The organism is Nocardia sp. MDA0666, assembly GCF_003023875.1.
Classification (GTDB): domain Bacteria; phylum Actinomycetota; class Actinomycetes; order Mycobacteriales; family Mycobacteriaceae; genus Nocardia; species Nocardia aobensis.
Genome location: NZ_PYHT01000010.1, coordinates 166932 through 187115, shown reverse-complemented (window position 1 = coordinate 187115; position 20184 = coordinate 166932). Strand labels below are relative to the sequence as shown.

Sequence of the window (20184 nt, the reverse complement as noted above, 5' to 3'; positions counted from 1 at the left end):
TGACCGACGTGCCGACCACCCACCCGCAGCATTCCAGCCCGGCGAGCCGCTTCTTCCAGGTTCATCTGCCGATGCTGCTGGTCGTCGTGGTGCTGCTGGTCGCGGTGGTTTTCCTGGCGCAGGACCGGTGGCGGCGCGGTGCGTTCTTCATCGGCGGTGCGACGCTGCTCGCGGCCGTGTTCCGGTTGTGCCTGCCGTCGGCGCGGGTCGGGCTGCTGGCGGTGCGCAGCCGTCCGTTCGACATCGGCGCCTATACCGTGCTGGGCGGCGCGATCATCGTGCTGGCGGCCACCATCAGCAGCCTCGGCGTCGGCTGAACGCAGCGGACGGATCCAGCGGACGGATTCAGGATTCGCGGGCGTCCTGCGCGGCGCGCGCCAACTCCATCGTCTGCTCCAGCAATTTGCCGATGGCCTCGATCTCGGTGAGGAAACCGTCGTGGCCGTCGCGTGAATGCACGACTTCCAGACCTTTGCAGCCGGGCAGCAGATCGGCCAGTTCCTGCTGGGTCCGCAACGGATACAACCGATCCGAGTCCACGCCGCCGACCACGCACGGCACCGGGGTGGCGGCCAGCGCGGCCTCGATGCCGCCGCGTCCGCGGCCGACGTCGTGCCGGTTCATGGCCTCGGTCAGCAGCACGTAGGTGGCCGCGTCGAACCGTGCGACCAACTTGTCGGCCTGATGCTCCAGATAACTCTGCACCGCATAACGGCCACCGTCCCAAGGGTTTTCGTCGCCCTGAGCGGTGTTGGCGAACCGGTGGTCGAGTTCGAATTCGGTGCGGTAGGTCAGATGCGCGATCCGGCGCGCGATGCGCAGACCGGCCAGCGGCCGGCGGCCGGTGCCGTGGTAATCGCCGTCCTGCCAGTCCGGATCCGAGGTGATCGCGGCGATCTGGGTGGTCTGGGTACCGATCTGATCCGCGGTGGCGCGGGCGCCGACCGCCAGCACCAGGGCCGCGTCGACGCGATCTGGGTATCCGACCATCCACTCCAGCACCCGCATGCCGCCCATCGAACCGCCGACCACCGCGGCGATGCGGCTCAACCCGAGCAGGTCCAGCAGCGCCACTTCGGCGCTCACCTGGTCGCGGATCGAAATCTCCGGAAAGCGTGCCCCCCAGGGCTTTCCGTCCGGCGCGAGGGACGAGGGGCCGGTGCTGCCCTGGCAACCACCCAGAACATTGGTCGCGATCACGCACCAGCGGTCGGTGTCCAATGCCGCTCCGGGCCCGACCAGTCCGTCCCACCAGCCCGGCAGGGCGTGCAGTTCGTCGGGTTGCCCGCAGACGTGCGAATCACCGGTCAGTGCGTGTTCGACCAGCACCACGTTGTCGAGGCCGGGGGCCAGTTCACCCCAGCGCTGCACGGCCAGTTCGACACCGGGGACGACCGCGCCGTTCTCGAGGCGGACATCGCCGACCCCGATGATGCCCACCGTGCCGTCCGGCGGGGGTAGCAGTGTCGTTGCGCCCGGGCGTGACGTGCTCGATTCGATACTCACGGTCACCGTGCCGTCACCACGTCGAGCCGTGCCACGCGATCGATCCCCGTCACCCGCATCGGCCCGCGGACCTGCCGGAACGCGGCGCCGGCGGCCGCCGGGTCGGCGCACGGCGAGAGCGCGCGCGTGGTCGAGGCGGTACGGAGGGCTGGGGCACACACATCCCCGATGGTAGCGATACGGCTGCGCCGCTCCGCCGCCTCCACGGACTTGCCGGCGATGGGCACGGTGGACTCGCTCACTTGTTGCTCCTGACAGTCGCGCTTGCTCTCGGCTTTCGAGAGCCCGGTCAATCACCCGGAGCACCCCACCGCAACTGGAGGGTTGCCGGCCAGCGAGCCGGGGCTTGGCGCTGGCGCTCATGACCTGCCGTGGATGGTAACAATCGGGCACGACCGGGGCGAGGGTTGGGCTCGGCCGATTCGAGGCGCACGTTCGCGGCGTATGTCCGTTTCCCTATCGATCGCCATCGGGCGGGTGTGACGCGGGTAGCTCTCAATGGGACCGCCCCTGTCAGTGAGACCCAGCGCACCAGTACGCTTGTCTTGTTTAGCACCAGGCGTCTCGTGGACAACGCGGGGCGTATACGTTGTCTGTTGAACAGCTGGGGTCCGCTCACAAGCGTGCTCGCCTGGCCGTGCAATGGGAGCACACCTTCCTTAGGAGGACACGAAGATCCATGTCCAAGATCAAGGTTGAAGGGACCGTCGTCGAACTCGACGGCGACGAGATGACCCGGATCATCTGGCAGTTCATCAAGGACAAGCTGATCCATCCGTACCTCGATGTGAACCTCGAGTACTACGACCTCGGCATCGAAACCCGCGACAAGACCGATGACCAGGTCACCGTCGACGCGGCCAACGCCATCAAGAAGCACGGCGTGGGCGTCAAATGCGCCACCATCACCCCCGACGAGGCACGTGTCGAAGAATTCGGCCTCAAGAAGATGTGGCGTTCGCCGAACGGCACGATTCGTAACATTCTCGGCGGCACCATTTTCCGCGCGCCGATCATCATTTCCAATGTTCCGCGTCTGGTTCCCGGCTGGACCAAGCCGATCATCATCGGCCGTCACGCCTTCGGTGACCAGTACCGCGCCACCGATTTCAAGGTGCATCAGGCCGGCACCGTCACGATTCAGTTCACCCCGGAGGACGGCTCCGAGCCGATCGTCCACGAAGTGGTGAAGATGCCCGAGGACGGCGGCGTCGTCATGGGTATGTACAACTTCAAGAAGTCGATCGAGGACTTCGCGCGGGCGTCGCTGAACTACGGCCTGCAGCAGAACTACCCCGTCTACATGTCGACGAAGAACACCATCCTGAAGGCCTACGACGGCATGTTCAAGGACACCTTCCAGGAGATCTTCGAGACCGAGTTCAAGGACGAGTTCGCGGCCGCCGGACTGACCTACGAACACCGGCTGATCGACGATATGGTCGCCTCCGCGCTGAAGTGGGAAGGCGGCTACGTCTGGGCCTGCAAGAACTACGACGGCGACGTGCAGTCCGACACCGTGGCGCAGGGCTTCGGCTCGCTGGGCCTGATGACCTCGGTGCTCCTCACCCCGGACGGCCGCACCTGTGAGGCCGAGGCCGCGCACGGCACGGTGACCCGCCACTTCCGGCAGCACCAGCAGGGCAAGCCCACCTCCACGAACCCGATCGCCTCGATCTTCGCGTGGACGCGGGGTCTGGCGCATCGCGGCAAGCTGGACAACACCCCCGAGGTCATCGGCTTCGCGCAGACCCTCGAGGACGTCGTCATCAAGACCGTCGAGAGCGGCCAGATGACCAAGGATCTGGCGCTGCTGGTCGGCGGCAACCAGGGTTATCTGACCACCGAGGAGTTCCTCGGCGTGCTGGATGCGAACTTGGCGCGCGAACTGAGCTGAACGCTCACGACCGGCCGGAATCCGGCGCGGCCGGTAGACATATCCGGGCACCCGCCCCCACCGATCCCGGTGGCCGCGGGTGCCCGAATTGCTTTCCGCACCCGATCGCGTGAGTCGAATCACCCCGGCCGCCGGTATCGCCGCGGCGACCGCGCGTGTTGGCCACACCCATGGCCGACTCAGCTCCAGTGCGCACCGCACCACCCGTCGACTTCCCACCGGAGTCACCCGCGAGTGCCGCGTCGTCCCGTGCGGCGCTCGGCTCCGGGGCGGCGCCGCAGACTCGCACCGATTGGCACATTCCGGCGATGCTCGCGCTGGCGCTCGGCGGTTTCGGGATCGGCACCACCGAATTCGTCACCATGGGACTGCTGCCCGACATCGCCGCGGACCTGCACGTTTCGGAGCCCACCGGCGGACATGCCGTCTCGGCATACGCGCTGGGCGTGGTGGTCGGCGCGCCCGTGATCGCGGCGCTGTGCGCCCGTATGCCGCGCAAGCGCCTGCTGATCGCCTTGATGGTCGCGTTCACCATCGGAAATATCGCCTCGGTGCTGGCCCCAGCCTTTCCCGCTCTGGTGGCGGCCCGGTTCGTCGCAGGCCTGCCGCACGGCGCCTTTTTCGGCGTGGCCTCGCTCGCGGCCGCCTCGCTGGCTCCGGTGGGGCAGCGGGCCAAGGCCGTCGCCGCGGTGATGCTGGGCCTGAGCGCCGCCAATGTGGTGGGCGTTCCCGCCGCCACCTGGCTGGGGCAGGGCCTCGGCTGGCGCGACGCCTATGTGGTCGTGGCCGTCATCGGGCTCGCCACGGTCTTCGCGATCAGTCGCTTCGTACCCGATCTGCACGGGGTGCGGGTGACCGATCCCCGCACCGAGCTCACCGCCCTACGCCGTCCGCAGGTGCTGCTGACGCTGCTGGTCGGCGCGGTCGGCTTCGGCGGCATGTTCGCGGTCTACACCTACATCACCTCGACCCTCACCGACGTCGCCGGCCTGGGACAGGGCCTCGTACCGATCGTGCTGGCCCTGTTCGGCCTGGGCATGGTCGCGGGCAATATCGGTGGCGGCGTCCTCGCCGACCGCGGCGTGGACCGCTCGATCTTCGTCGCACTCGTCGCGATGGTCGTCATCCTCGCGGGTTTCGTTGCGGCAGCCCACAACCCGTTCACCGCCGCCACGGGCGCCTTCCTGGTCGGCGCCTCCGGAGCCGCACTGGCTCCCGGCCTGCAGACCCGCCTGATGGACGTCGCCCACGACGCCCAAACTCTCGCCGCCGCCCTCAACCACGCGGCGTTGAACATCGCCAACGCGGCGGGCGCGTGGCTGGGCGGGCTGGTGATCGCGGCGGGCCTCGGGTACACGGCACCGGCCGTCGTCGGTGCGGGGCTGGCTGTGGCCGGGGTGGTGCTGTTCACCATCACTGCGTGGTCGGCCCGCAGGATCCCGGCGCACCGCGAGGTTGCTGTGGGGCGCGGCTGAACATCGACTCCGGACCGCTCGCCTACGGATGGCCATCCGCACGCGACCGGGCCGGAAGTGTCATGTCGTCGATTCGTCGCAGCGCCTGACGATCCGCCTGTGCCCTACTCCTGGCAGTGAGAAGCTCCCCAGGCAGATCGCTACGATGACGGCGTGCCGCATACCGCTGACCGGACGGTGACACGACCGCTGCCGAAATCATGAGTGCCGCTGAGGTTTCCGCCGCCGAATTCGACACCGACTTCGGCGGCTTGCACCGAGCCACACCTCGGGCGGTCCATCGATTGCCGTCCGCCTTTCCATCCGCCCTGCTCGGTTCCGGCCGGCCGTTGACGCTGCGGGGCTCCGGGCATTCCTGCGCGGGGCAGACGGTCACCGGCGACGAGCTGCTGGTCACGTACGCGCCCGAGAGCGCGACCCGGGAGATCCGGGACCTCGGCGAGGGATTGTTCGAGGTCCCGGCGGGTGCGAGCTGGCACGGGCTGGAGCGATATCTGAACCGGCGCGGCCGGGCGTTCCCGGTTCTGCCGGACCATCTGCACATGTCGGTGGGTGGCACATTGTCGGTGGGCGGCGCAGGATCCGGGTCGATCAGGTCCGGATGGCAGATCGACCACGTGGAGCGCATTCAGCTGATCGACGGAACCGGCAGGCACCGTTGGTGTTCCCGTACCGATCACGAGGAGCTGTTCCGGTTCGCGCTCGGGGGACTGGGCACGGTCGGATTGATCGAGCGGGTGGTGTTGCGGACAGTCGAACACGAGCCTCGCCTACACGAGCATCGGACCGACCATGCAAGTCTCGGCGCCCTCGCCGAGCACACCATACAAGTGGCGGATCGCGGCGACGTGGACTTCTACTCGGGACTGGCTGGACGCGGCCGGATCCGATCGACCATCGTATGGCGAAGTGCAGGGCCGGCGCTGCCGTGCGAGGGCGAGGACTGCACCGTCGTCGCGCAATCGCCGGTGGGGCAGAACGATTCGCACGCAGCGTGGACGCCTCTCGTCGATCGAGCCCGGATGTGGGCGGACTACGTCGTACCGGTCGACCGCTGCGTGTCCATGGTCGAAACCGTTGCGGCACAGCTCGATCGAGCGCCGTTCGATAGTCCGGCCACACGGGTGTACATCCTCGTCATTCGACGGCGAGCCGATGCTGTCCCCTTCGCTTTCGCGCCCGTGCTGCCCGCTCCCGTCTCGGTCGGGGTCGGGCTGTATGCCACCGTCGAGCGTGACCCGGATGCGGTAGCCGATGTCCGGAAGGCATTTCGTGACCTACAGCGACGCTGTTGCGAATTGGGTGGCCGTCCATACCTGTACGGAGTCGCCGACCTCGATGACGCGAAGGCGGCCGGTCTCTACGGTGACGATCTGAATCGGCTGGCCGAACTGCGTTCCGCGTTGCGGCTCGAGCGCGTCAACGCGCAACTTCCGATCGTACTGGCGGCCGGACGGACGTGACTGCGGTCGATTCCGGGGTGGGCTACCATGTCGGTGTTCCGTAGACGTTCAATTTGTCGATGCCGTGCTCGGATGAGAAGCCCAGTCCGAGTGCCGTATACCGCCACGTCGCACCCCGTTCCTGCGCGGCGTGCGCCATCGCGTCGATCGCCCGCGTGGTGCCGTGGTGCCGTGCCGCCAGCGCGCGAGCCAGTGCTGTGATGTCGTCCGAGGGCCTCGTAATCAATGAGACTGTGTAGGAAGGGATTTCGCTGCCGCGTCGGCTGCAGCACACAAAGTAGTCGAAGTTGTGCAGGTCGGCCGCATCCACGCCACAGGCGGTGAACTCCGAGAGCGTCCGCCACGCGGGATCACCGAGATGGCGTACCAACTTCATTGGTACTGCGACGTTTCGGGTGCGCGCCCGGAGATATATTTTGTACGCTGGATCTCGGTCCACGCCGAGCTCGACGGCGAGCCCGGCATAGCGGAAAAGTTCGTCGTTCTCCCGTACGGGACTCAATCCCTCGAAGGCGGTCCACTCTCGGCTGACGGTCTCGATGACGTCGGTGCGCGCTCTCGGGCTGCAGTACACCTTGAGGCCGCCCAGGCGATCCGGTTCGGCGGGGTTATGCACAATTCCGAGCCACATGGCCGGGCGCGTTCCCGGCTCGATGGCCGCGGGGTCGGGATAGACGGTGCTGACGAAGGAGTGGAGAAGGTCGGCCATCGCCGGGTTGCCACCCGGCAGCCACATGACGAGCTCGGTGATCGTGGCCAGATATGCCTCGAGCCGAACGGCGAACTCCGGCTCCCACGTGGTGGTTTCCGTGATGTAGCGAAGCATCGGGGAGCACCGGCCCAACCCGCCCGTCACGCTCGCTTCGAATGGAAATCCTGAGCTGGTGATTCCGCTCGAACGCACCCCATCCGGGGTGCGCGCCTCCAATCGACCGCCACAGGCCCGAAGCAGCACCGAGCGAAGGGATTCCGGTGTACAGCCAGGCCCGATCTGCTCGGCGACATCGACCAGGAAGTCACCTGCCGATGTCGCCGTTGCGACTGTCATGTCTCTTGTGTGTCAGTGCTCGGCGGACGTGTAGAGGTCGTCGACGACGCGGAGACCACTGTGGTCGGTTGGACGACGGCGTGCGCCTGTAGCTCTCCCTGCTGGCTCGGATCACCTGCCCCGGCTGGTCGGAAGAATCCTCCGAACTTGCCGAATGCCCCGTTGTCGTAGTTCGGAAGGTCTTTCAGATCGACGTGCCGCATCTGGCCGTCGGTGATGATGTAGTAGTTGTCGGTGCCTTCGCGAACGATTACCGCACTGCGATCGGCCCATTGCACGACATCGCCGGTGTGCAGATTCGAAGGGTCCACCGGGGTCGCCTGCGCGTAGGCGCTGCCATACGCGGCGGCCGCATCGCTCCCGTTCGGATTGTTGAATGCCCTGTTGACGGCGTCGGCAACGACCGCCGGAACCTTCTGCGGCGTGCTGCCGTCCGGCAGTTTCATGTCGACCATGGAATTGCCGATATGCGGGGGCGTGCCGGAAGCCGGCGTGGCCGAGACGGCCGAGGCCGGATTGGTGTAGGCGGCCTGCTGTGCGGTGGCGCCCGTCGCCGCTTGCGCCGGATTAGCTTCTGGCAGAAGTGAATTCGCCTGTCTTCCGAGAGCGGAGGACAGGGGGTTCTGGCCGTACTGCGATGCGGGATCGTTCTGATTACCCCTCTGGTTCATGAATCCGCCCGCCCCGAAGTTCCCCATCGGATTCGGATTATTCATGTACCCAGCCAAGGGATTCATGGCTCCCATGGACGGGGTCGCGGACGCGGCGGTCGTGCCGGCCGAATTCTGACCGGTGGTCCCGCTGGCACCGTTGTTACCGGTGAGGGCGTTCTCTAGCTGGTCCCATGCCGTGGAATCGCTCGAGCCCGTGCCGCTGGTCGAATCGGTGCCGGTGCCGTCTCCGGTGCCTGTTCCGCTCGCTCCGTCGATGTTCCAGGGATCCGTGATATCGGTCGTATCGGTCTGGAATTGGCCGTCGGTGAGACCGCCGAAAATGCTGTCGCTGTAGTCCGTCTGGTCGGCCAGATCGGTGGTGCCGGAAGTGTCGGAGACGGGTGTGAATGGTGTCGCCGGCGCTGCCGGTGCCGCGGGGGCCGCCGGTGCGGCGGGCGCAGCCGGTGCGGCGGGTTCTTTCGGACCCGGCTTGTCGACATGGTCGGCGTCCTTCTGAAACTTGATCGCCGTATCGTCGTAGATCTTATTCCACTTGTCGACAGCAGTTTGGATGGCGCTGACGTAATACTTTTGCTCGGCCTCCGGAGTAAGGACGAAATCCGATGAGTTATCCTTCCGTTTGTAAACGACATCCGGATTGTCGTGTCCTGCGGTGTAGGTTATCTCGTTCCCGTTTTGCTTGGCGGTGCTGTTCGGGTCGCTGCTCGGGCTCAAATCCAACTGAAGGTCGTGGTTGAGGTCATCCACGACTTTCTGGAGATCTTTCGAACACGCCACCAGTTCCTTCTGAGTGTCCTTGGTGGTGAAATTCACATCCTTGTTCTTCGCGTCGAAATCATCTTCACGTTTTTTGAAAGTGTCGTGGAATTCACCGTACCTTTGGACGATGTTCGACCAACCCTGCGGTTTCTCGGCCTGATGGTGCTCCAGAATGGAACTGAAATCCGGCGCGTCTTTCGGGTCGCGAGAGCCGAGTGAGTCGAAACCTCTCTGCATCGTATCCTGGGTATCGACGATCAGGTCGTACAGCGACTCGCTTCTGCCTTTGGGAACCCATAGGAGCACTTCCACGAAGTGCTTCTTGCCGTCGCCGGGGAGAAACCCCCCTTCCGAGCCGTATTTCGGTTTGGCATCCGATTTGGTGTCGGTATACGCCTTTACAGCTGCGGGATCGTCACTTTTCAGTGCTTTGGCGAGCGCTGGGTAGTCCTTGTTTGCGTCCTCCCACCCGTCGTCATTGACGAGATCTTCTCGAGTGTTCTTGTCGAGCGCATTCCATACGAAGGTAAATTGGTCCGATGTGAGGCCGTCGAGTTTTTTTACGAAATCTTTCGCTTCATCGTCGGTGTAGTAATCGTTCCAGCCGGCGACCGTGTGGGCATCCTTGATCTTCTTGGCCAGATCAGAAGCCTGCTGCTGCTCCTCAGCGGTCATCGTCATCGGATACTCCTGTCTACGGCGGCAGCGTCGAGTCCCGGGCTCACTGGGAAGCTGGAATACTCGTCGGACGGTCTCGTAATTGCGCCGGGTCCGGTCGGAACCGAATCGACATAACCGCTACCCGTCGTTCGCATCATGTTCTCGAGTTGTGGATGTGCGGCAATCTGATCGTGTGCATACAGCACATCGCGAAGTACTTGGCGATCATCTCCGCCCGCAAGCAACAGCGATAACACTTCGTCGGCTCGCCGCTCGAGTGTCCGGCCACGTTCGATATCCGTGTCCGATGAGCTGCGCCGGACGCTGGTACCGACCGGAGATGCGACCGCCTGATGTGATGGAGCAATGGGTGCGAATACAGTCGTGGACGGTGCCACGCCGTACTGCTGAGCTGTGGGTGAGTGTTCTGGGGAGACGATCCGGGCCTCTTGCCCGGTACGCACTGATTTCAGCGCATCGCGCCGCCGAATTCGCCGTGCGGCGCTTTCGGGTGCGGTCCCGGTCACCGCCTGCCGGACCAGTTCGTCGGCAGCGTGAGCCAATCTCAGGCAGGTGGCTCGGATCTCGGAGTCCGGAATCGTGGTCGCGAGCTGTCGTGATGCCGGCGAACCGCCGACGTCCAGCCGGTCGGCCAGCCCTGCACCGGGGCGGGACAGGTCCACCGCGGTCTCATTCGCCATCACCCGGTCGGTGACGGCCACAGTGTCGCCCAGGGTGGCGCGCACATAGTCGTCCACCACTGCCGACGATGCGAGGGCACGCAGCTGTCCCCGTTTGTTGCCGGAGGCATGGCGAGCAAATTCGGTGAGGATAACGGCCGGATCGGGGCAACCTTCGAACATCGCCATGGCCGCGCGCCCCTCGGTGTTCAGAATCGAATCCCATTGCCACGGCACCAAAACCTCGGAGGGGACGAACAGCCCCGGCGGTAACCATCCACGTCCCTCGGTGGAGGTCAGCAGGACGACGACGCCCCTGGAGTTCCTCACCACACCAGTCGCCCACTCGACATCAGGCGCGGTGTCGCCCACTGCGTAGAGCACCGCGCTCAGCAATGTCCGCGCCAGTGTGAGGTCGTCCTCGTCGGTGTTACCTACCACCAGCGGCGTCAGCCCTTGCCGCCGCCCGCGAGCGGGAAACGCCGACACCTCGAATGGTCCGGCACGCAAAGGCATCGGTGGTCTGGGGGGCGGACCCGCGGGTACGGGACCCGCGGGTCCGGGCCCCGCCGGTGCTATCGGCGGTGCGGCGGCCGCAACCGGTTCGGCGGACAGCTCACCTCCCCCGTATCCGGTCGCGGACGGGTCAACTCCTATGGGCATGACGTGGCCCTCGGCGTGCCTGTGGCCGATGGGTGGCATCGAAGCATCGGTGTCGTGTTCCGGGCCGGGCGCCGGATGAGAAATGCCGACAGACGCACCGATATGCGGCTCGGAAGGCGCCACACCACCATCATGACCGAGCTCGGGTGTGGATGCCGCTGGGCTGGGATGAACGGTGTCAGTGAAAGGTGTGTGGTTGTCGTCCGGCAGGCGCTGCGGCGCAGCCCCCGGGATGTGCGGTGCCGCCCTGTCGGGCGCGTCTTTCGCGCTGCCGGGACCGTGCGTTACCGGGCTGGGCCCGCTGTGCGGGCCGGTGTTGGCGATCTGCTGCCCTCCGGAGAGTTCGCTGTTCTCCATCCGGTCTGCCGCGGCCCGTAGATCGCGTGCGGTCCGCTCGGCCGACGCCGCCTGTGCTTCAGCCTTGTCATGGCGATTCCGGTAGTAATCCTCCAGTGCACCATGCAGCGGATCTGCGATAGTGCCGTAACCGTTCGGGAACTCGTCGAGCCAATCCTTCGGAATCTCGCCCCACTTGCGCATGGCGGCGGCATACCTGTCGAGTTGCTCGGCGTACCTGCGCAGCTGATCAGGATCGAGATCCAGAAAGTTTGCCATAATCGGCCAATCCTCCCGTCAGCCGTCCCGGTCTCATTCTTCTCGGTTCCCAGTGGTGGGGGTCTTCGGTGTGTCGATCTCCGCCCGCCACTGCCGGGCCTTCTCAGCCAGCGGCACATGGTGACGGTCGACGTTCATGGCGATGTGGTACTGGCGGCGCGCGTCGGCGCTGCTCTCCCGCACAGCGGACACGATCTCGAAGGCGAGCTCGTCGTTGCCGAACCGGTCGCAGGTGCCCGGCGCCAGATACAGATCGGTCAACTCGCCGTACACGTTGACCTCGGGAATCACCATGCCGCTGGGTGAGGGGCGGCGTGCGACCATGCTGTCGGCGCGCTCACGCATTTCGGCGATACGGTGCTTCAGCTCCCGCCCCATCGCCATGGCCACGCGGACATCGGGGTGAAGTTCTCTCATCAAATCCTCACGCTGCTTCCGGCTGACAGTTCGGCATGCCGGCCCGTCGAACCCTCCCGATTCGCCGACCGGGCCACGCGCGGCCCGGCACCGACTGGTCGACGTTCAGTCTCTCAACTCGGGTCGCCGCCGCGCGGTGACGGGATTTCCCACTGTGGGGAAGTGTTGGCTTGCCGCCGCGCCAACCTCCCGATGCACCCGCCTCCGGCGTGGTTGAGTGATCCGAGCAGGCGGCAGCACTCGACCGGGAGGTCAGGATGGATCCGCAGGTACAGGGGAGCGGTGGTGATGCGCGGCGGCGGGCGGTGTTGTATGCCGCCGCGCGGACCGCGCTGACGACGATCGCGCTGGTGGCTCTGTATTTCGTCCTGCCCTTTCGCCATTTGAACGAGCTCGGTCCGATTCTGGGCTTGTGCGGTGGTTTGTTGCTGGTCGTCGTCCTCATCTACCGGCAGGCCACTCGTATCGTCGCGGCACCGTATCCCGGGCTGCGCGGGGCCGAGGCGCTGACCATGATCGCGGTGGCCTTCATACTCATGTTCGCCACCACGTACGTGCTGATGTCGGCGGCCGAGCCGGACAGTTTCTCGGCGCTGCTGACACGGATCGACGCGCTCTATTTCACGGTGACCGTGCTGGGGACGGTGGGTTTCGGCGATATCGCGGCGACCTCGCAGGCGGCGCGCGTCGTGGTGACGGTGCAGATTCTGGCCGATCTGGCGCTCATCGGCGCCGGGGTCCGGGTGCTGCTGGCCGCGATACAACGAGGACGTGCGGCGCGCGAGCCCGAGTGAGTTTCATGCACGTGTGTATGTAAGTGTAGGATTTCCGGATGGCCAGATCTGTCGTCGGCAAGCCGCCGCGTCGTACCCAGGAGCAGCGCAGCAGCGAGATGCGGGTGCGGTTGCTCGACGCGACCATCGATTGCCTGGTCGAATACGGCTATGCGGGCACCACGACGCCACGCGTCGCGGAGCGAGCCGGGGTCACCCGCGGCGCGCAGGTGCACCACTTCGGTTCCAAAACCGATCTGGTCGTGGCCGCCATTTCGCACCTGGCGCAGCGGCGCACCGAGGCCGCGATGAAGGAGCTGGGCCGGTTGCGCGCCGGCGACGATCCGATCGGCGCCACCCTGGACGCGATGTGGGAGCTGCACCAGGGGCCGCTGTTCGTCGCGGCCATGGAGCTGTGGGTGGCCGGCCGCACCGATCCGGTGCTGGCCGCGGAGGCCGAGAAGGTCGAACCGTTCGTCAACAACGCCGTCCTGATGGCGGTATCGCAGCTGGTCCCGGACGAGTTGCGGCGCAAGGAAGTCCGGGACTTCGCCTATACCGCGATGGATACCCTGCGCGGAATCCTGGTCTCCAACTTCGTATCTCCGGATCCGGAGCGTGCCCACCGCCGCTGGCAGCGCGCTTCCGCGCATCTGCGTCGTGCCGCCGAATCCGCACTCCCGGGTCTCGGAATCGGCGGCTGACGCCCGTACCGCCACGTCGGTGCGCCGGCGTCGGCACGCGAGCTGTATCGAGCTACAGATGCTCCTGTACGTAGCAACACAAACGCTCTAGCTGGGTATATCCCTCGACCCGACGGGTAAAACGCGCACCCTATTGCGTCTTTACATACAGCTCCGTATGTTTGTTTCCAGTTCGATCGGAACGGATCGACCACTGCCGCTCGACGGGGCGGCCGACTGGGAGAAGGGTGGTTCGATGACGAACAAGGTCTACGTCGTCGGCGTCGGAATGACGAAGTTCGAGAAACCGGGTCGGCGGCAGGTCGAGGAGGCCGACGGCACGACGCGCGCGTGGGACTACCCGGATATGGCCCGCGAATCCGGCACCAAGGCGCTGGCCGATGCCGGGATCGACTACCGGGAGGTGCAGCAGGCCTACGTCGGCTACGTCTACGGCGAGTCCACCTCCGGCCAGCGCGCGGTCTACGAACTGGGGATGACCGGTATACCGGTGATCAACGTGAACAACAACTGTTCCACCGGCTCCACCGCGCTCTACCTTGCGGCGCAGGCGATTCGGGGCGGGCTGGCCGACTGCACACTGGCGCTGGGCTTCGAGAAGATGCAGCCGGGTTCGCTCGGTTCCACCTGGGACGATCGCGAGCAGCCGATGGCCAAGCACATGATGGCGCTGGCCGAGATCTCCGAGGTGCTGTTCCCGCCGGCGCCGTGGATGTTCGGCGCGGCGGGCCGCGAACATATGAAGCAGTACGGCACCACCGCGGAGCATTTCGCGAAGATCGGGTACAAGAACCACAAGCATTCGGTGAACAACCCGTATTCGCAGTTCCAGGACGCGTATTCGCTCGACGACATCCTGGGCGCGCGGATGATCTACGACCCGCTCACCAAACTCCAGTGCTCGCCCACCTCGGACGGTTCGGGTGCGGTGGTCCTCGCCTCCGAGGATTTCGTCGACCGGCACGGCCTGGCCGGGCGCGCGGTGGAGATCGTGGGCCAGGCGATGACCACCGATTTCGCCTCCACCTTCGACGGCACCGCGAAGAACCTCATCGGCTACGACATGAATGTGCAAGCCGCGCAGCAGGTTTACCGGCAGTCGGGCCTCGGTCCGCAGGACTTCCAGGTGATCGAGCTGCACGACTGCTTCTCCGCCAACGAACTGCTGCTCTACGAGGCGCTGGGCCTGTGCGGCGAGGGCGAGGCCGGCAGCCTCATCGACGGCGATCAGACGACCTACGGCGGCAAATGGGTGGTCAACCCGTCGGGCGGCCTCATCTCCAAGGGCCATCCACTGGGGGCGACGGGTCTGGCTCAGTGCAGCGAACTCACCTGGCAGCTGCGCGGTGACGCCGACAAACGCCAGGTCGAGGGCGTCACCGCTGCGCTGCAGCACAACATCGGCCTCGGCGGAGCCGCGGTCGTCACCGCCTACCAGCGCGCCGAGCGCTGAAAGGAGTACGAACATGGGTCACATCGAAGCCACCAAGAACCTCAACGCCACCCCGGACGCGCTGTGGGCGGTCGTCTCGGATCCGCAGACCTGGGATAAATGGTTCACCATTCACGAGCGCTGGATGGAGGAGCCGCCGGCCACGCTGACCACGGGCTCGAAGCTGGTTGCCAAGATCATGATGCTCGGCATGGCGAACAAGATGGAATGGGTTGTCGAAGAGGTGAACTCGCCGAACAGCCTGGTCCTCAGCGGCGCCGGGATGGCCGGTGTGAAGGTGAAGTTCTCCTTCGACATCGCACCCGAGGGGGCAGGTAGCAAATTCTCGGTCTCCGGAGATTTCGAGGGTGCGCTCATCAAGGGCGCGCTGGGCAAGGCGGTCGAGAAGGACGGCGCCAAGCAGTTGGACACCACCCTCGAACAGCTCGACGCCCTGGCGACGGCCTGACGAGATGGCGACCGAAACAGGGCCCCGGCCCGTGGAATTCGACGATGCGGGCCTGAACGTCTGGTCCGACGAGGAGCGGTTCGAGGTCACCCGGGAGCGGATCGCCGAGTACGCCGCCGCCACCAACGACCCGATTCCGGCTCACCTGTCCGGCGATATCGCCTCACCCGTGTTCGCCATCGTCCCCGTCTTCGAGGCGATGATGATGCCGGTGATCGACGTCGTCCCGATGGACATCTTCGGCCGAGTCGTGCACGGCGAGCAGGACTTTCACTTCCACCGCCCGATCCGGCCCGGTGATCGGCTGGTCTCGCGGGCCAAGGCGATCGGCTACGAGGGCCGCGAGAACGGCACCACCATCACCATTCTCATCGAATGCCGGGACTCCGGCGGTGAGCTGGTCAACGAGCAGTATCTCACCGCCTTCTTCCGCAACATCGATGTCGGCAAGCAGGTCGGTGAGAGCGCGCCGTCGCACAAGTTCGATCCCGGTCTGGAGGCGCAGCCGCCGCTGGCCCGGGTCGCCGCGCACGTGGACGACGATCAGACCTACCGCTATGCTCCCGCCTCCGGCGATCCGGTGCCGCTGCACCTGGACGAGCAGGTGGCCAAGGATGCCGGACTGCCCGGCATCATCGCGCACGGTCTGTGCACCATGGCGATGTCGTCGTGGGCCGTTCTCACCGAGGTCGCCGGTTCCGATGTGCAGCGGTTGAAGCGGTTCGCGGTGCGCTTCTCGAAGATGGTGTTCCCCGGCGACGATCTGGAGACCCAGATCTGGAAGACCGGCTCGACCGGCTCCGACACCACCTACGCGTTCCGCACCGCACGCGGGACCGATCTCGTTCTGACCGACGGCCTGGCGGTCGTCGCCGACAACTCGTAGTCGAGGAGACTGTCATGGGTGTTTTGGATGGGCGGGTCGCCGTCATCACCGGCGCGGGCCGCGGCATCGGACGCGAACACGCACTGTTGTTCGCGCGGGAGGGCGCCTCGGTCGTGGTGAACGACCTGGGCGGCAGCAACGCCGGGGAGGGCGCCGACGCCGGACCGGCGCAGGAGGTGGTCGACGAGATCCGCGCCGCCGGCGGGAAGGCGGTGGCCAACACCGACAACGTCGCGCAGTGGGACGGTGCGAAAAACCTGGTGGACCAGGCGATTTCGGAATTCGGCACGCTGGACGTGGTGATCAACAACGCCGGCATCCTGCGCGACGGGTTCATCGCCGGCCTGGAGGAATCGCAGTGGGACGCCGTCATCGCGGTGCACCTGAAAGGCCACTTCAATGTGCTGCGCCACGCCTCGGCGTATTGGAAGGACCAGTCGAAGGCCGGTAAGCAGCCCAACGCCGCCGTCGTCAACACCGCCTCGGCCTCCGGCGTCACCCTGCCCAACGCCGGCCAGGCCAACTATGGCGCGGCCAAGGCCGGTATCGCCGCGTTGACGCTGGTCGCCGCCGAGGAATTGGAGCGGTACGGCGTGCGCGTCAACGCCATCGCCCCGATGGCACGCACGCGCCTGACCCTGGCCACACCCGGGATGGGGGCGATCTTCGCCGCCGAGGTGGGCGAGGGGGAATTCGATGCCTTCAGCCCGGCCAACATCTCGCCGCTGGTCGCCTACCTGGCCACCGACAAATGCCCGGTCACCGGCAAGGTCTTCGCCGTCCAGGGCGGCGCCATCTCCGAGCTCGGCGGCTGGCACGACGTGAAGACCATCGAAACCGACGGCCCCTGGCTGATCGACGACATCGCAGCCCGGCTGCCCTGACGCAGGAGGAGAACGACGATGTTCGAATGGTCCGAGACCGACGAGATGATCCGCGCGGCCGTGCGCGCCTTCATCGACAAGGAGATCCGGCCGCATCTGGACGCCCTCGACAGCGGTGCGATGCCGCCGTATCCGATCCTGCGAAAACTGTTCGGCGAGTTCGGCATCGACGTCATGGGCGCCGAGGCGATCGAGAAGATGCTCGCCAAGCAGCGTGCCGCCGAGGCCGCGCCGGACGAGGCCGGGCAGCGCGAGAAGAAGCCCAGGTCCGGTGGTGACCCGTTCGGCGAGCAGCAGTCGTTGATGGCGGTGCTGATCAGCGAATTATCCGGCGTCAGTATGGGTTTGGTCGCGGCGATGGGCGTCTCGATCGGCCTCGGCGCGGCCACCATCATGTCGCGGGGCACACTCGCGCAGAAGGAGCGCTGGCTCGCCGATATCGTGACCTTGAAGAAGGTGGCGGCCTGGGCCATCACGGAACCGGATTCGGGCTCGGATGCCTTCGGCGGCATGAAGACCTCGGTCAAACGCGACGGCGAGGACTACATCCTCAACGGCCAGAAGACCTTCATCACCAACGGTCCCTACGCCGATGTGGTGGTCGTCTACGCCAAACTCGACGAGGGCGACGGCACCGACAGGCGCGATCGCAAGGTGCTCACCTTCGTCCTCGACAAGGGGATGGAGGGTTTCACCCAGGGCAAACCGTTCAAGAAGATGGGTCTGCACTCCTCGCCCACCGGCGAATTGTTCTTCGACAACGTGCGATTGGGCCGGGACCGGTTGCTCGGCGAGACCGAGGAACACAAGGGCGGCGACGGACGCGAAAGCGCGCGAACGAGTTTCGTCGCCGAACGGGTGGGCGTGGGCTTCATGGCGCTGGGCATCATCAACGAATGTCACCGGCTCTGTGTGGAATACGCCAAGACTCGCACGCTGTGGGGTCAGGAGATCGGCCGCTTCCAGCTCGTGCAGCTCAAGCTCGCGAAGATGGAGATCGCCCGCATCAACGTGCAGAACATGGTCTTCAACACCCTCGAACGCGGCCGCGCGGGGAAACCGCCCACGCTGGCCGAGGCCTCGGCGATCAAACTCTATTGCTCGGAGACGGCCACCGAGGTCGCGATGGAGGCCGTGCAGCTGTTCGGCGGCAACGGTTACATGCAGGAATATCGCGTCGAACAGCTCGCCCGCGATGCCAAGTCGCTGATGATCTACGCCGGCAGCAACGAGATCCAGGTGACCCACATCGCGAAGGGCCTGCTGGGCCGGTGATCGCCACGTGATGGCGGCCGGCGGATCGGCGCCGAGGGGTTCGAACCGATCCGCCGGCCTTTCTCACACCGCCCGCAGACGCGTGCGGCTGGCATAGACGTGCTCGGCGATGAGGGTCGCGATGCGGTCGGGAGCCTCCAGCATCGGGACGTGACCCACGCCGTGCACCAGGATGCGGTCCGCCGTCTCGGGCAGTTCCCGCAGAAAACGCTTGGCGTACATGCGATTCGGGATGATCCGGTCGTATTCGCACATCAGCAGCCGCACCGGTGTCCGCACCGTGGACAGATCGTCGAGGACGGCCATCCGCAAACCGCTGGCGATCAGTGGGAGCATGGCCGCGCAGTGGGTTGCCGACATGATTGCCGCCTCCACCCCGCGCCGCGGCGCCGCGGCGACGTTCTTGCTCAGCAGCATGGCGGTGGCACGCCGGACCGGCGCGCTGAACCGGATCCACGCAGGTAGGCGCTTACCGATTTCGACGATCGGCAGCAGCGTCAGGAACTCCAGCCCCACCCGCAACTGCGCCAGCGACGGATTATGCCATCCGCCGGCGGGAGCGATGGCGGTGAGCGTGCGGGCCCGGCCGCGGCGGGCCAATTCGAAGCCGACCCAGCCGCCGAGCGAGTTGCCCGCGATATGGCAGGTGCGCCAGCCCAATTCGTCGAGCTGTTCCTCGACCCGGTCGGCGAGCAGATTCACGTCGATGTACCAGCCGCTGAGGTCGGGGCCGCCCCAATGCCCGGCGAAGGCCGGAGCGAACACCTCGCAAGTAGCGGACAATCGGGACGCGACGTCCTCCCAGCAGTGCGGCGACATGAGAAAACCGTGCAACAGCAGCAGGGGATCACCCGATCCGGTGTGCAGGGCTGTCATCGGCGCGAGGGAGGTGGCGGGTTGGGTGGTGCCGGACGTCATCGTCGTCACCCCTTCCGAATCGGCGGCGGCCTGCTCGGCGTGGCCGCGATGTCCGCGAGGACGGGTTGATTCCCGCATTGTACGGTCGATACGTGGCCAGCATCATCAGTTCCGTCAACGTCAATGGCATACGCGCAGCTACCGGCAAGACCGGGAAGGGGATGCTCGAATGGCTCGCAGTGACCGAGGCCGACATCATCTGCCTGCAGGAGACCCGGGCAACCGATGAGCAGACCCGCAAGGCGCTGGCCTCGGTCCTCGACGCCGGGTGGTTCCTCGCCCACGCCGAGCCAGGAGCCAAGGGCCGCGCCGGGGTGGGGATTCTGTCGCGCCGCGAGCCCACACGCGTGCGAATCGGCTTCGGCAGCACCGAATTCGACGGCGTCGGCCGCTACGTGGAGGCCGACTTCGACGAGGTGACCGTCGCGAGCGTCTACGTGCACACCGGTGAGGCCGACACGCCCATGCAGGACGAGAAATATCGTTTCCTCGGCGAACTGGGCGCGCATATGAAGGCGCAGACCCACGACTTCGTGATCTGCGGCGACTGGAACGTCGCGCACACCGAACTCGACATCAAGAACTGGAAGGGCAACGTCAAGAACTCCGGCTTCCTGCCGGGGGAGCGGGCCTGGATCGACGAGATGCTGGCCGCCGGCTATGTCGATGTGGTCCGCCAACTCCACCCGGGCGTGCCCGGCCCCTACAGCTGGTGGTCCTATCGCGGCCGCGCCTACGACAACGACGCCGGGTGGAGGATCGATTACCACCTCGCTCGCGGCGCGATCGCCGGCCGCGCGAAGCAGGCCGTCGTAGAGCGCGCGCCCGAGTACGCGCTGCGCTGGTCGGACCACGCTCCGGTCACCGTGCAATATCGCTGAATCCTGATCGACCGATCGCGGTGGGACCATTGTTTCCGCACCGCGACCCCGTCAGTGTGGACGGGACTTCCGCAAGTCCGGCAGCACCGATGAACAGGCACCGAT

The 20184-nt window shown here is 66.0% G+C and carries 19 protein-coding genes and 1 riboswitch; of the genes, 12 read left to right on the top strand and 7 right to left on the bottom strand.

Features of this window, described 5'->3' with window-relative positions:
* The first annotated feature begins 71 nt into the window (after positions 1–71).
* On the top strand, positions 72–317 hold the full coding sequence (locus tag C8258_RS16830) for a DUF3017 domain-containing protein (RefSeq protein WP_036498363.1): 246 nt from the start codon (positions 72–74) through the stop codon (positions 315–317).
* 28 nt (positions 318–345) lie between these two features.
* Here the strand turns inward: C8258_RS16830 and C8258_RS16825 are convergent, their stop codons facing one another.
* Together C8258_RS16825 and C8258_RS16820 are read right to left on the bottom strand one after the other, a co-directional pair.
* On the bottom strand, positions 346–1464 hold the full coding sequence (locus C8258_RS16825) for a homoserine O-acetyltransferase (protein WP_369974762.1): 1119 nt from the start codon (positions 1462–1464) through the stop codon (positions 346–348).
* A 44-nt stretch (positions 1465–1508) separates the two neighbouring features.
* The gene (locus C8258_RS16820; RefSeq protein WP_063063875.1) at positions 1509–1748 is read right to left on the bottom strand and encodes a hypothetical protein; all 240 of its coding nucleotides are present in this window, start codon (positions 1746–1748) and stop codon (positions 1509–1511) included.
* Between the two features lie 13 nt (positions 1749–1761).
* Positions 1762–1873: riboswitch (SAM riboswitch) on the bottom strand.
* A 312-nt stretch (positions 1874–2185) separates the two neighbouring features.
* Here C8258_RS16820 and C8258_RS16815 point away from each other — a divergent pair.
* From C8258_RS16815 to C8258_RS16805, 3 genes are all read left to right on the top strand, one after another.
* Positions 2186–3403 carry an NADP-dependent isocitrate dehydrogenase gene (locus C8258_RS16815; RefSeq protein ID WP_030513542.1) on the top strand — a complete coding sequence of 406 codons (1218 nt, stop codon included), beginning with the start codon at positions 2186–2188 and terminating at the stop codon, positions 3401–3403.
* A gap of 170 nt (positions 3404–3573) precedes the next feature.
* Positions 3574–4878 carry an MFS transporter gene (locus C8258_RS16810; RefSeq protein WP_233225139.1) on the top strand — a complete coding sequence of 435 codons (1305 nt, stop codon included), beginning with the start codon at positions 3574–3576 and terminating at the stop codon, positions 4876–4878.
* Positions 4879–5078: 200 nt separating this feature from the next.
* Positions 5079–6341, top strand: a complete 1263-nt coding sequence (locus tag C8258_RS16805; protein WP_106955965.1) for an FAD-binding protein — start codon at positions 5079–5081, stop codon at positions 6339–6341.
* A 22-nt stretch (positions 6342–6363) separates the two neighbouring features.
* Here C8258_RS16805 and C8258_RS16800 read toward each other — a convergent pair whose 3' ends face one another.
* Genes C8258_RS16800 through C8258_RS16780 form a run of 4 tightly spaced genes read right to left on the bottom strand, consistent with a single transcriptional unit; the run spans position 6364 to position 11857 of the window.
* Positions 6364–7389 (bottom strand): hypothetical protein, encoded by a 1026-nt coding sequence (locus C8258_RS16800; RefSeq protein ID WP_146161251.1) that lies wholly within the window; start codon positions 7387–7389, stop codon positions 6364–6366.
* The gene (locus C8258_RS32635; protein WP_158271268.1) at positions 7386–9503 is read right to left on the bottom strand and encodes a hypothetical protein; all 2118 of its coding nucleotides are present in this window, start codon (positions 9501–9503) and stop codon (positions 7386–7388) included. Before C8258_RS32635 ends, C8258_RS16800 begins: the two co-directional genes overlap by 4 nt.
* Positions 9500–11440 (bottom strand): type VII secretion target, encoded by a 1941-nt coding sequence (locus C8258_RS16785; RefSeq protein WP_106955961.1) that lies wholly within the window; start codon positions 11438–11440, stop codon positions 9500–9502. The genes C8258_RS32635 and C8258_RS16785 overlap by 4 nt, the downstream gene beginning before the upstream one ends.
* A 33-nt stretch (positions 11441–11473) precedes the next feature.
* Complete coding sequence (locus C8258_RS16780) at positions 11474–11857, bottom strand: hypothetical protein (protein ID WP_199195728.1); 384 nt, start codon at positions 11855–11857, stop codon at positions 11474–11476.
* A gap of 257 nt (positions 11858–12114) precedes the next feature.
* On the opposite strand from C8258_RS16780, the gene C8258_RS16775 reads away from it, so the two are divergent.
* The 7 genes from C8258_RS16775 (at position 12115) to C8258_RS16745 (ending at position 18280) form a co-directional block, all read left to right on the top strand.
* Positions 12115–12651: a potassium channel family protein gene (locus C8258_RS16775; protein WP_106955960.1), complete on the top strand. Its 537-nt coding sequence runs from the start codon at positions 12115–12117 to the stop codon at positions 12649–12651.
* Positions 12652–12689: 38 nt separating this feature from the next.
* The gene (locus C8258_RS16770) at positions 12690–13334 is read left to right on the top strand and encodes a TetR/AcrR family transcriptional regulator (protein WP_106955959.1); all 645 of its coding nucleotides are present in this window, start codon (positions 12690–12692) and stop codon (positions 13332–13334) included.
* A 235-nt stretch (positions 13335–13569) separates the two neighbouring features.
* On the top strand, positions 13570–14787 hold the full coding sequence (locus C8258_RS16765; RefSeq protein ID WP_106955996.1) for a lipid-transfer protein: 1218 nt from the start codon (positions 13570–13572) through the stop codon (positions 14785–14787).
* A 13-nt stretch (positions 14788–14800) separates the two neighbouring features.
* Positions 14801–15235, top strand: coding sequence for an SRPBCC family protein (locus C8258_RS16760; RefSeq protein WP_106955958.1), 435 nt, complete (start codon positions 14801–14803; stop codon positions 15233–15235).
* 4 nt (positions 15236–15239) lie between these two features.
* Positions 15240–16121 (top strand): MaoC/PaaZ C-terminal domain-containing protein, encoded by an 882-nt coding sequence (locus tag C8258_RS16755; protein ID WP_106955957.1) that lies wholly within the window; start codon positions 15240–15242, stop codon positions 16119–16121.
* Between the two features lie 14 nt (positions 16122–16135).
* Complete coding sequence (locus C8258_RS16750) at positions 16136–17005, top strand: SDR family oxidoreductase (RefSeq protein ID WP_063063884.1); 870 nt, start codon at positions 16136–16138, stop codon at positions 17003–17005.
* A gap of 18 nt (positions 17006–17023) precedes the next feature.
* Entirely contained in the window at positions 17024–18280 is a 1257-nt protein-coding gene (locus tag C8258_RS16745; protein WP_106955956.1) for an acyl-CoA dehydrogenase family protein, read from the top strand.
* A gap of 63 nt (positions 18281–18343) precedes the next feature.
* Here the strand turns inward: C8258_RS16745 and C8258_RS16740 are convergent, their stop codons facing one another.
* The gene (locus tag C8258_RS16740; RefSeq protein WP_233225138.1) at positions 18344–19276 is read right to left on the bottom strand and encodes an alpha/beta fold hydrolase; all 933 of its coding nucleotides are present in this window, start codon (positions 19274–19276) and stop codon (positions 18344–18346) included.
* A gap of 14 nt (positions 19277–19290) precedes the next feature.
* Between C8258_RS16740 and C8258_RS16735 the strand changes: the two genes are divergently transcribed.
* Positions 19291–20079 carry an exodeoxyribonuclease III gene (locus tag C8258_RS16735; protein WP_106955955.1) on the top strand — a complete coding sequence of 263 codons (789 nt, stop codon included), beginning with the start codon at positions 19291–19293 and terminating at the stop codon, positions 20077–20079.
* The last annotated feature ends 105 nt before the right edge of the window (positions 20080–20184 follow it).

What these genes read in the sequence shown, in the direction of transcription:
- C8258_RS16770 (WP_106955959.1), top strand. Translation starts at nt 12,690, where the DNA reads ATGGCCAGATCTGTCGTCGGCAAGCCGCCGCGTCGTACCCAGGAGCAG.
- C8258_RS16750 (WP_063063884.1), top strand. Translation starts at nt 16,136, where the DNA reads ATGGGTGTTTTGGATGGGCGGGTCGCCGTCATCACCGGCGCGGGCCGC.
- C8258_RS16745 (WP_106955956.1), top strand. Translation starts at nt 17,024, where the DNA reads ATGTTCGAATGGTCCGAGACCGACGAGATGATCCGCGCGGCCGTGCGC.
- C8258_RS16805 (WP_106955965.1), top strand. Translation starts at nt 5,079, where the DNA reads ATGAGTGCCGCTGAGGTTTCCGCCGCCGAATTCGACACCGACTTCGGC.
- C8258_RS16765 (WP_106955996.1), top strand. Translation starts at nt 13,570, where the DNA reads ATGACGAACAAGGTCTACGTCGTCGGCGTCGGAATGACGAAGTTCGAG.
- C8258_RS32635 (WP_158271268.1), bottom strand. Translation starts at nt 9,503, where the DNA reads ATGACGATGACCGCTGAGGAGCAGCAGCAGGCTTCTGATCTGGCCAAG.
- C8258_RS16815 (WP_030513542.1), top strand. Translation starts at nt 2,186, where the DNA reads ATGTCCAAGATCAAGGTTGAAGGGACCGTCGTCGAACTCGACGGCGAC.
- C8258_RS16755 (WP_106955957.1), top strand. Translation starts at nt 15,240, where the DNA reads ATGGCGACCGAAACAGGGCCCCGGCCCGTGGAATTCGACGATGCGGGC.
- C8258_RS16780 (WP_199195728.1), bottom strand. Translation starts at nt 11,857, where the DNA reads ATGAGAGAACTTCACCCCGATGTCCGCGTGGCCATGGCGATGGGGCGG.
- C8258_RS16760 (WP_106955958.1), top strand. Translation starts at nt 14,801, where the DNA reads ATGGGTCACATCGAAGCCACCAAGAACCTCAACGCCACCCCGGACGCG.
- C8258_RS16800 (WP_146161251.1), bottom strand. Translation starts at nt 7,389, where the DNA reads ATGACAGTCGCAACGGCGACATCGGCAGGTGACTTCCTGGTCGATGTC.
- C8258_RS16740 (WP_233225138.1), bottom strand. Translation starts at nt 19,276, where the DNA reads ATGCGGGAATCAACCCGTCCTCGCGGACATCGCGGCCACGCCGAGCAG.
- C8258_RS16785 (WP_106955961.1), bottom strand. Translation starts at nt 11,440, where the DNA reads ATGGCAAACTTTCTGGATCTCGATCCTGATCAGCTGCGCAGGTACGCC.
- C8258_RS16810 (WP_233225139.1), top strand. Translation starts at nt 3,574, where the DNA reads ATGGCCGACTCAGCTCCAGTGCGCACCGCACCACCCGTCGACTTCCCA.
- C8258_RS16830 (WP_036498363.1), top strand. Translation starts at nt 72, where the DNA reads ATGCTGCTGGTCGTCGTGGTGCTGCTGGTCGCGGTGGTTTTCCTGGCG.
- C8258_RS16775 (WP_106955960.1), top strand. Translation starts at nt 12,115, where the DNA reads ATGGATCCGCAGGTACAGGGGAGCGGTGGTGATGCGCGGCGGCGGGCG.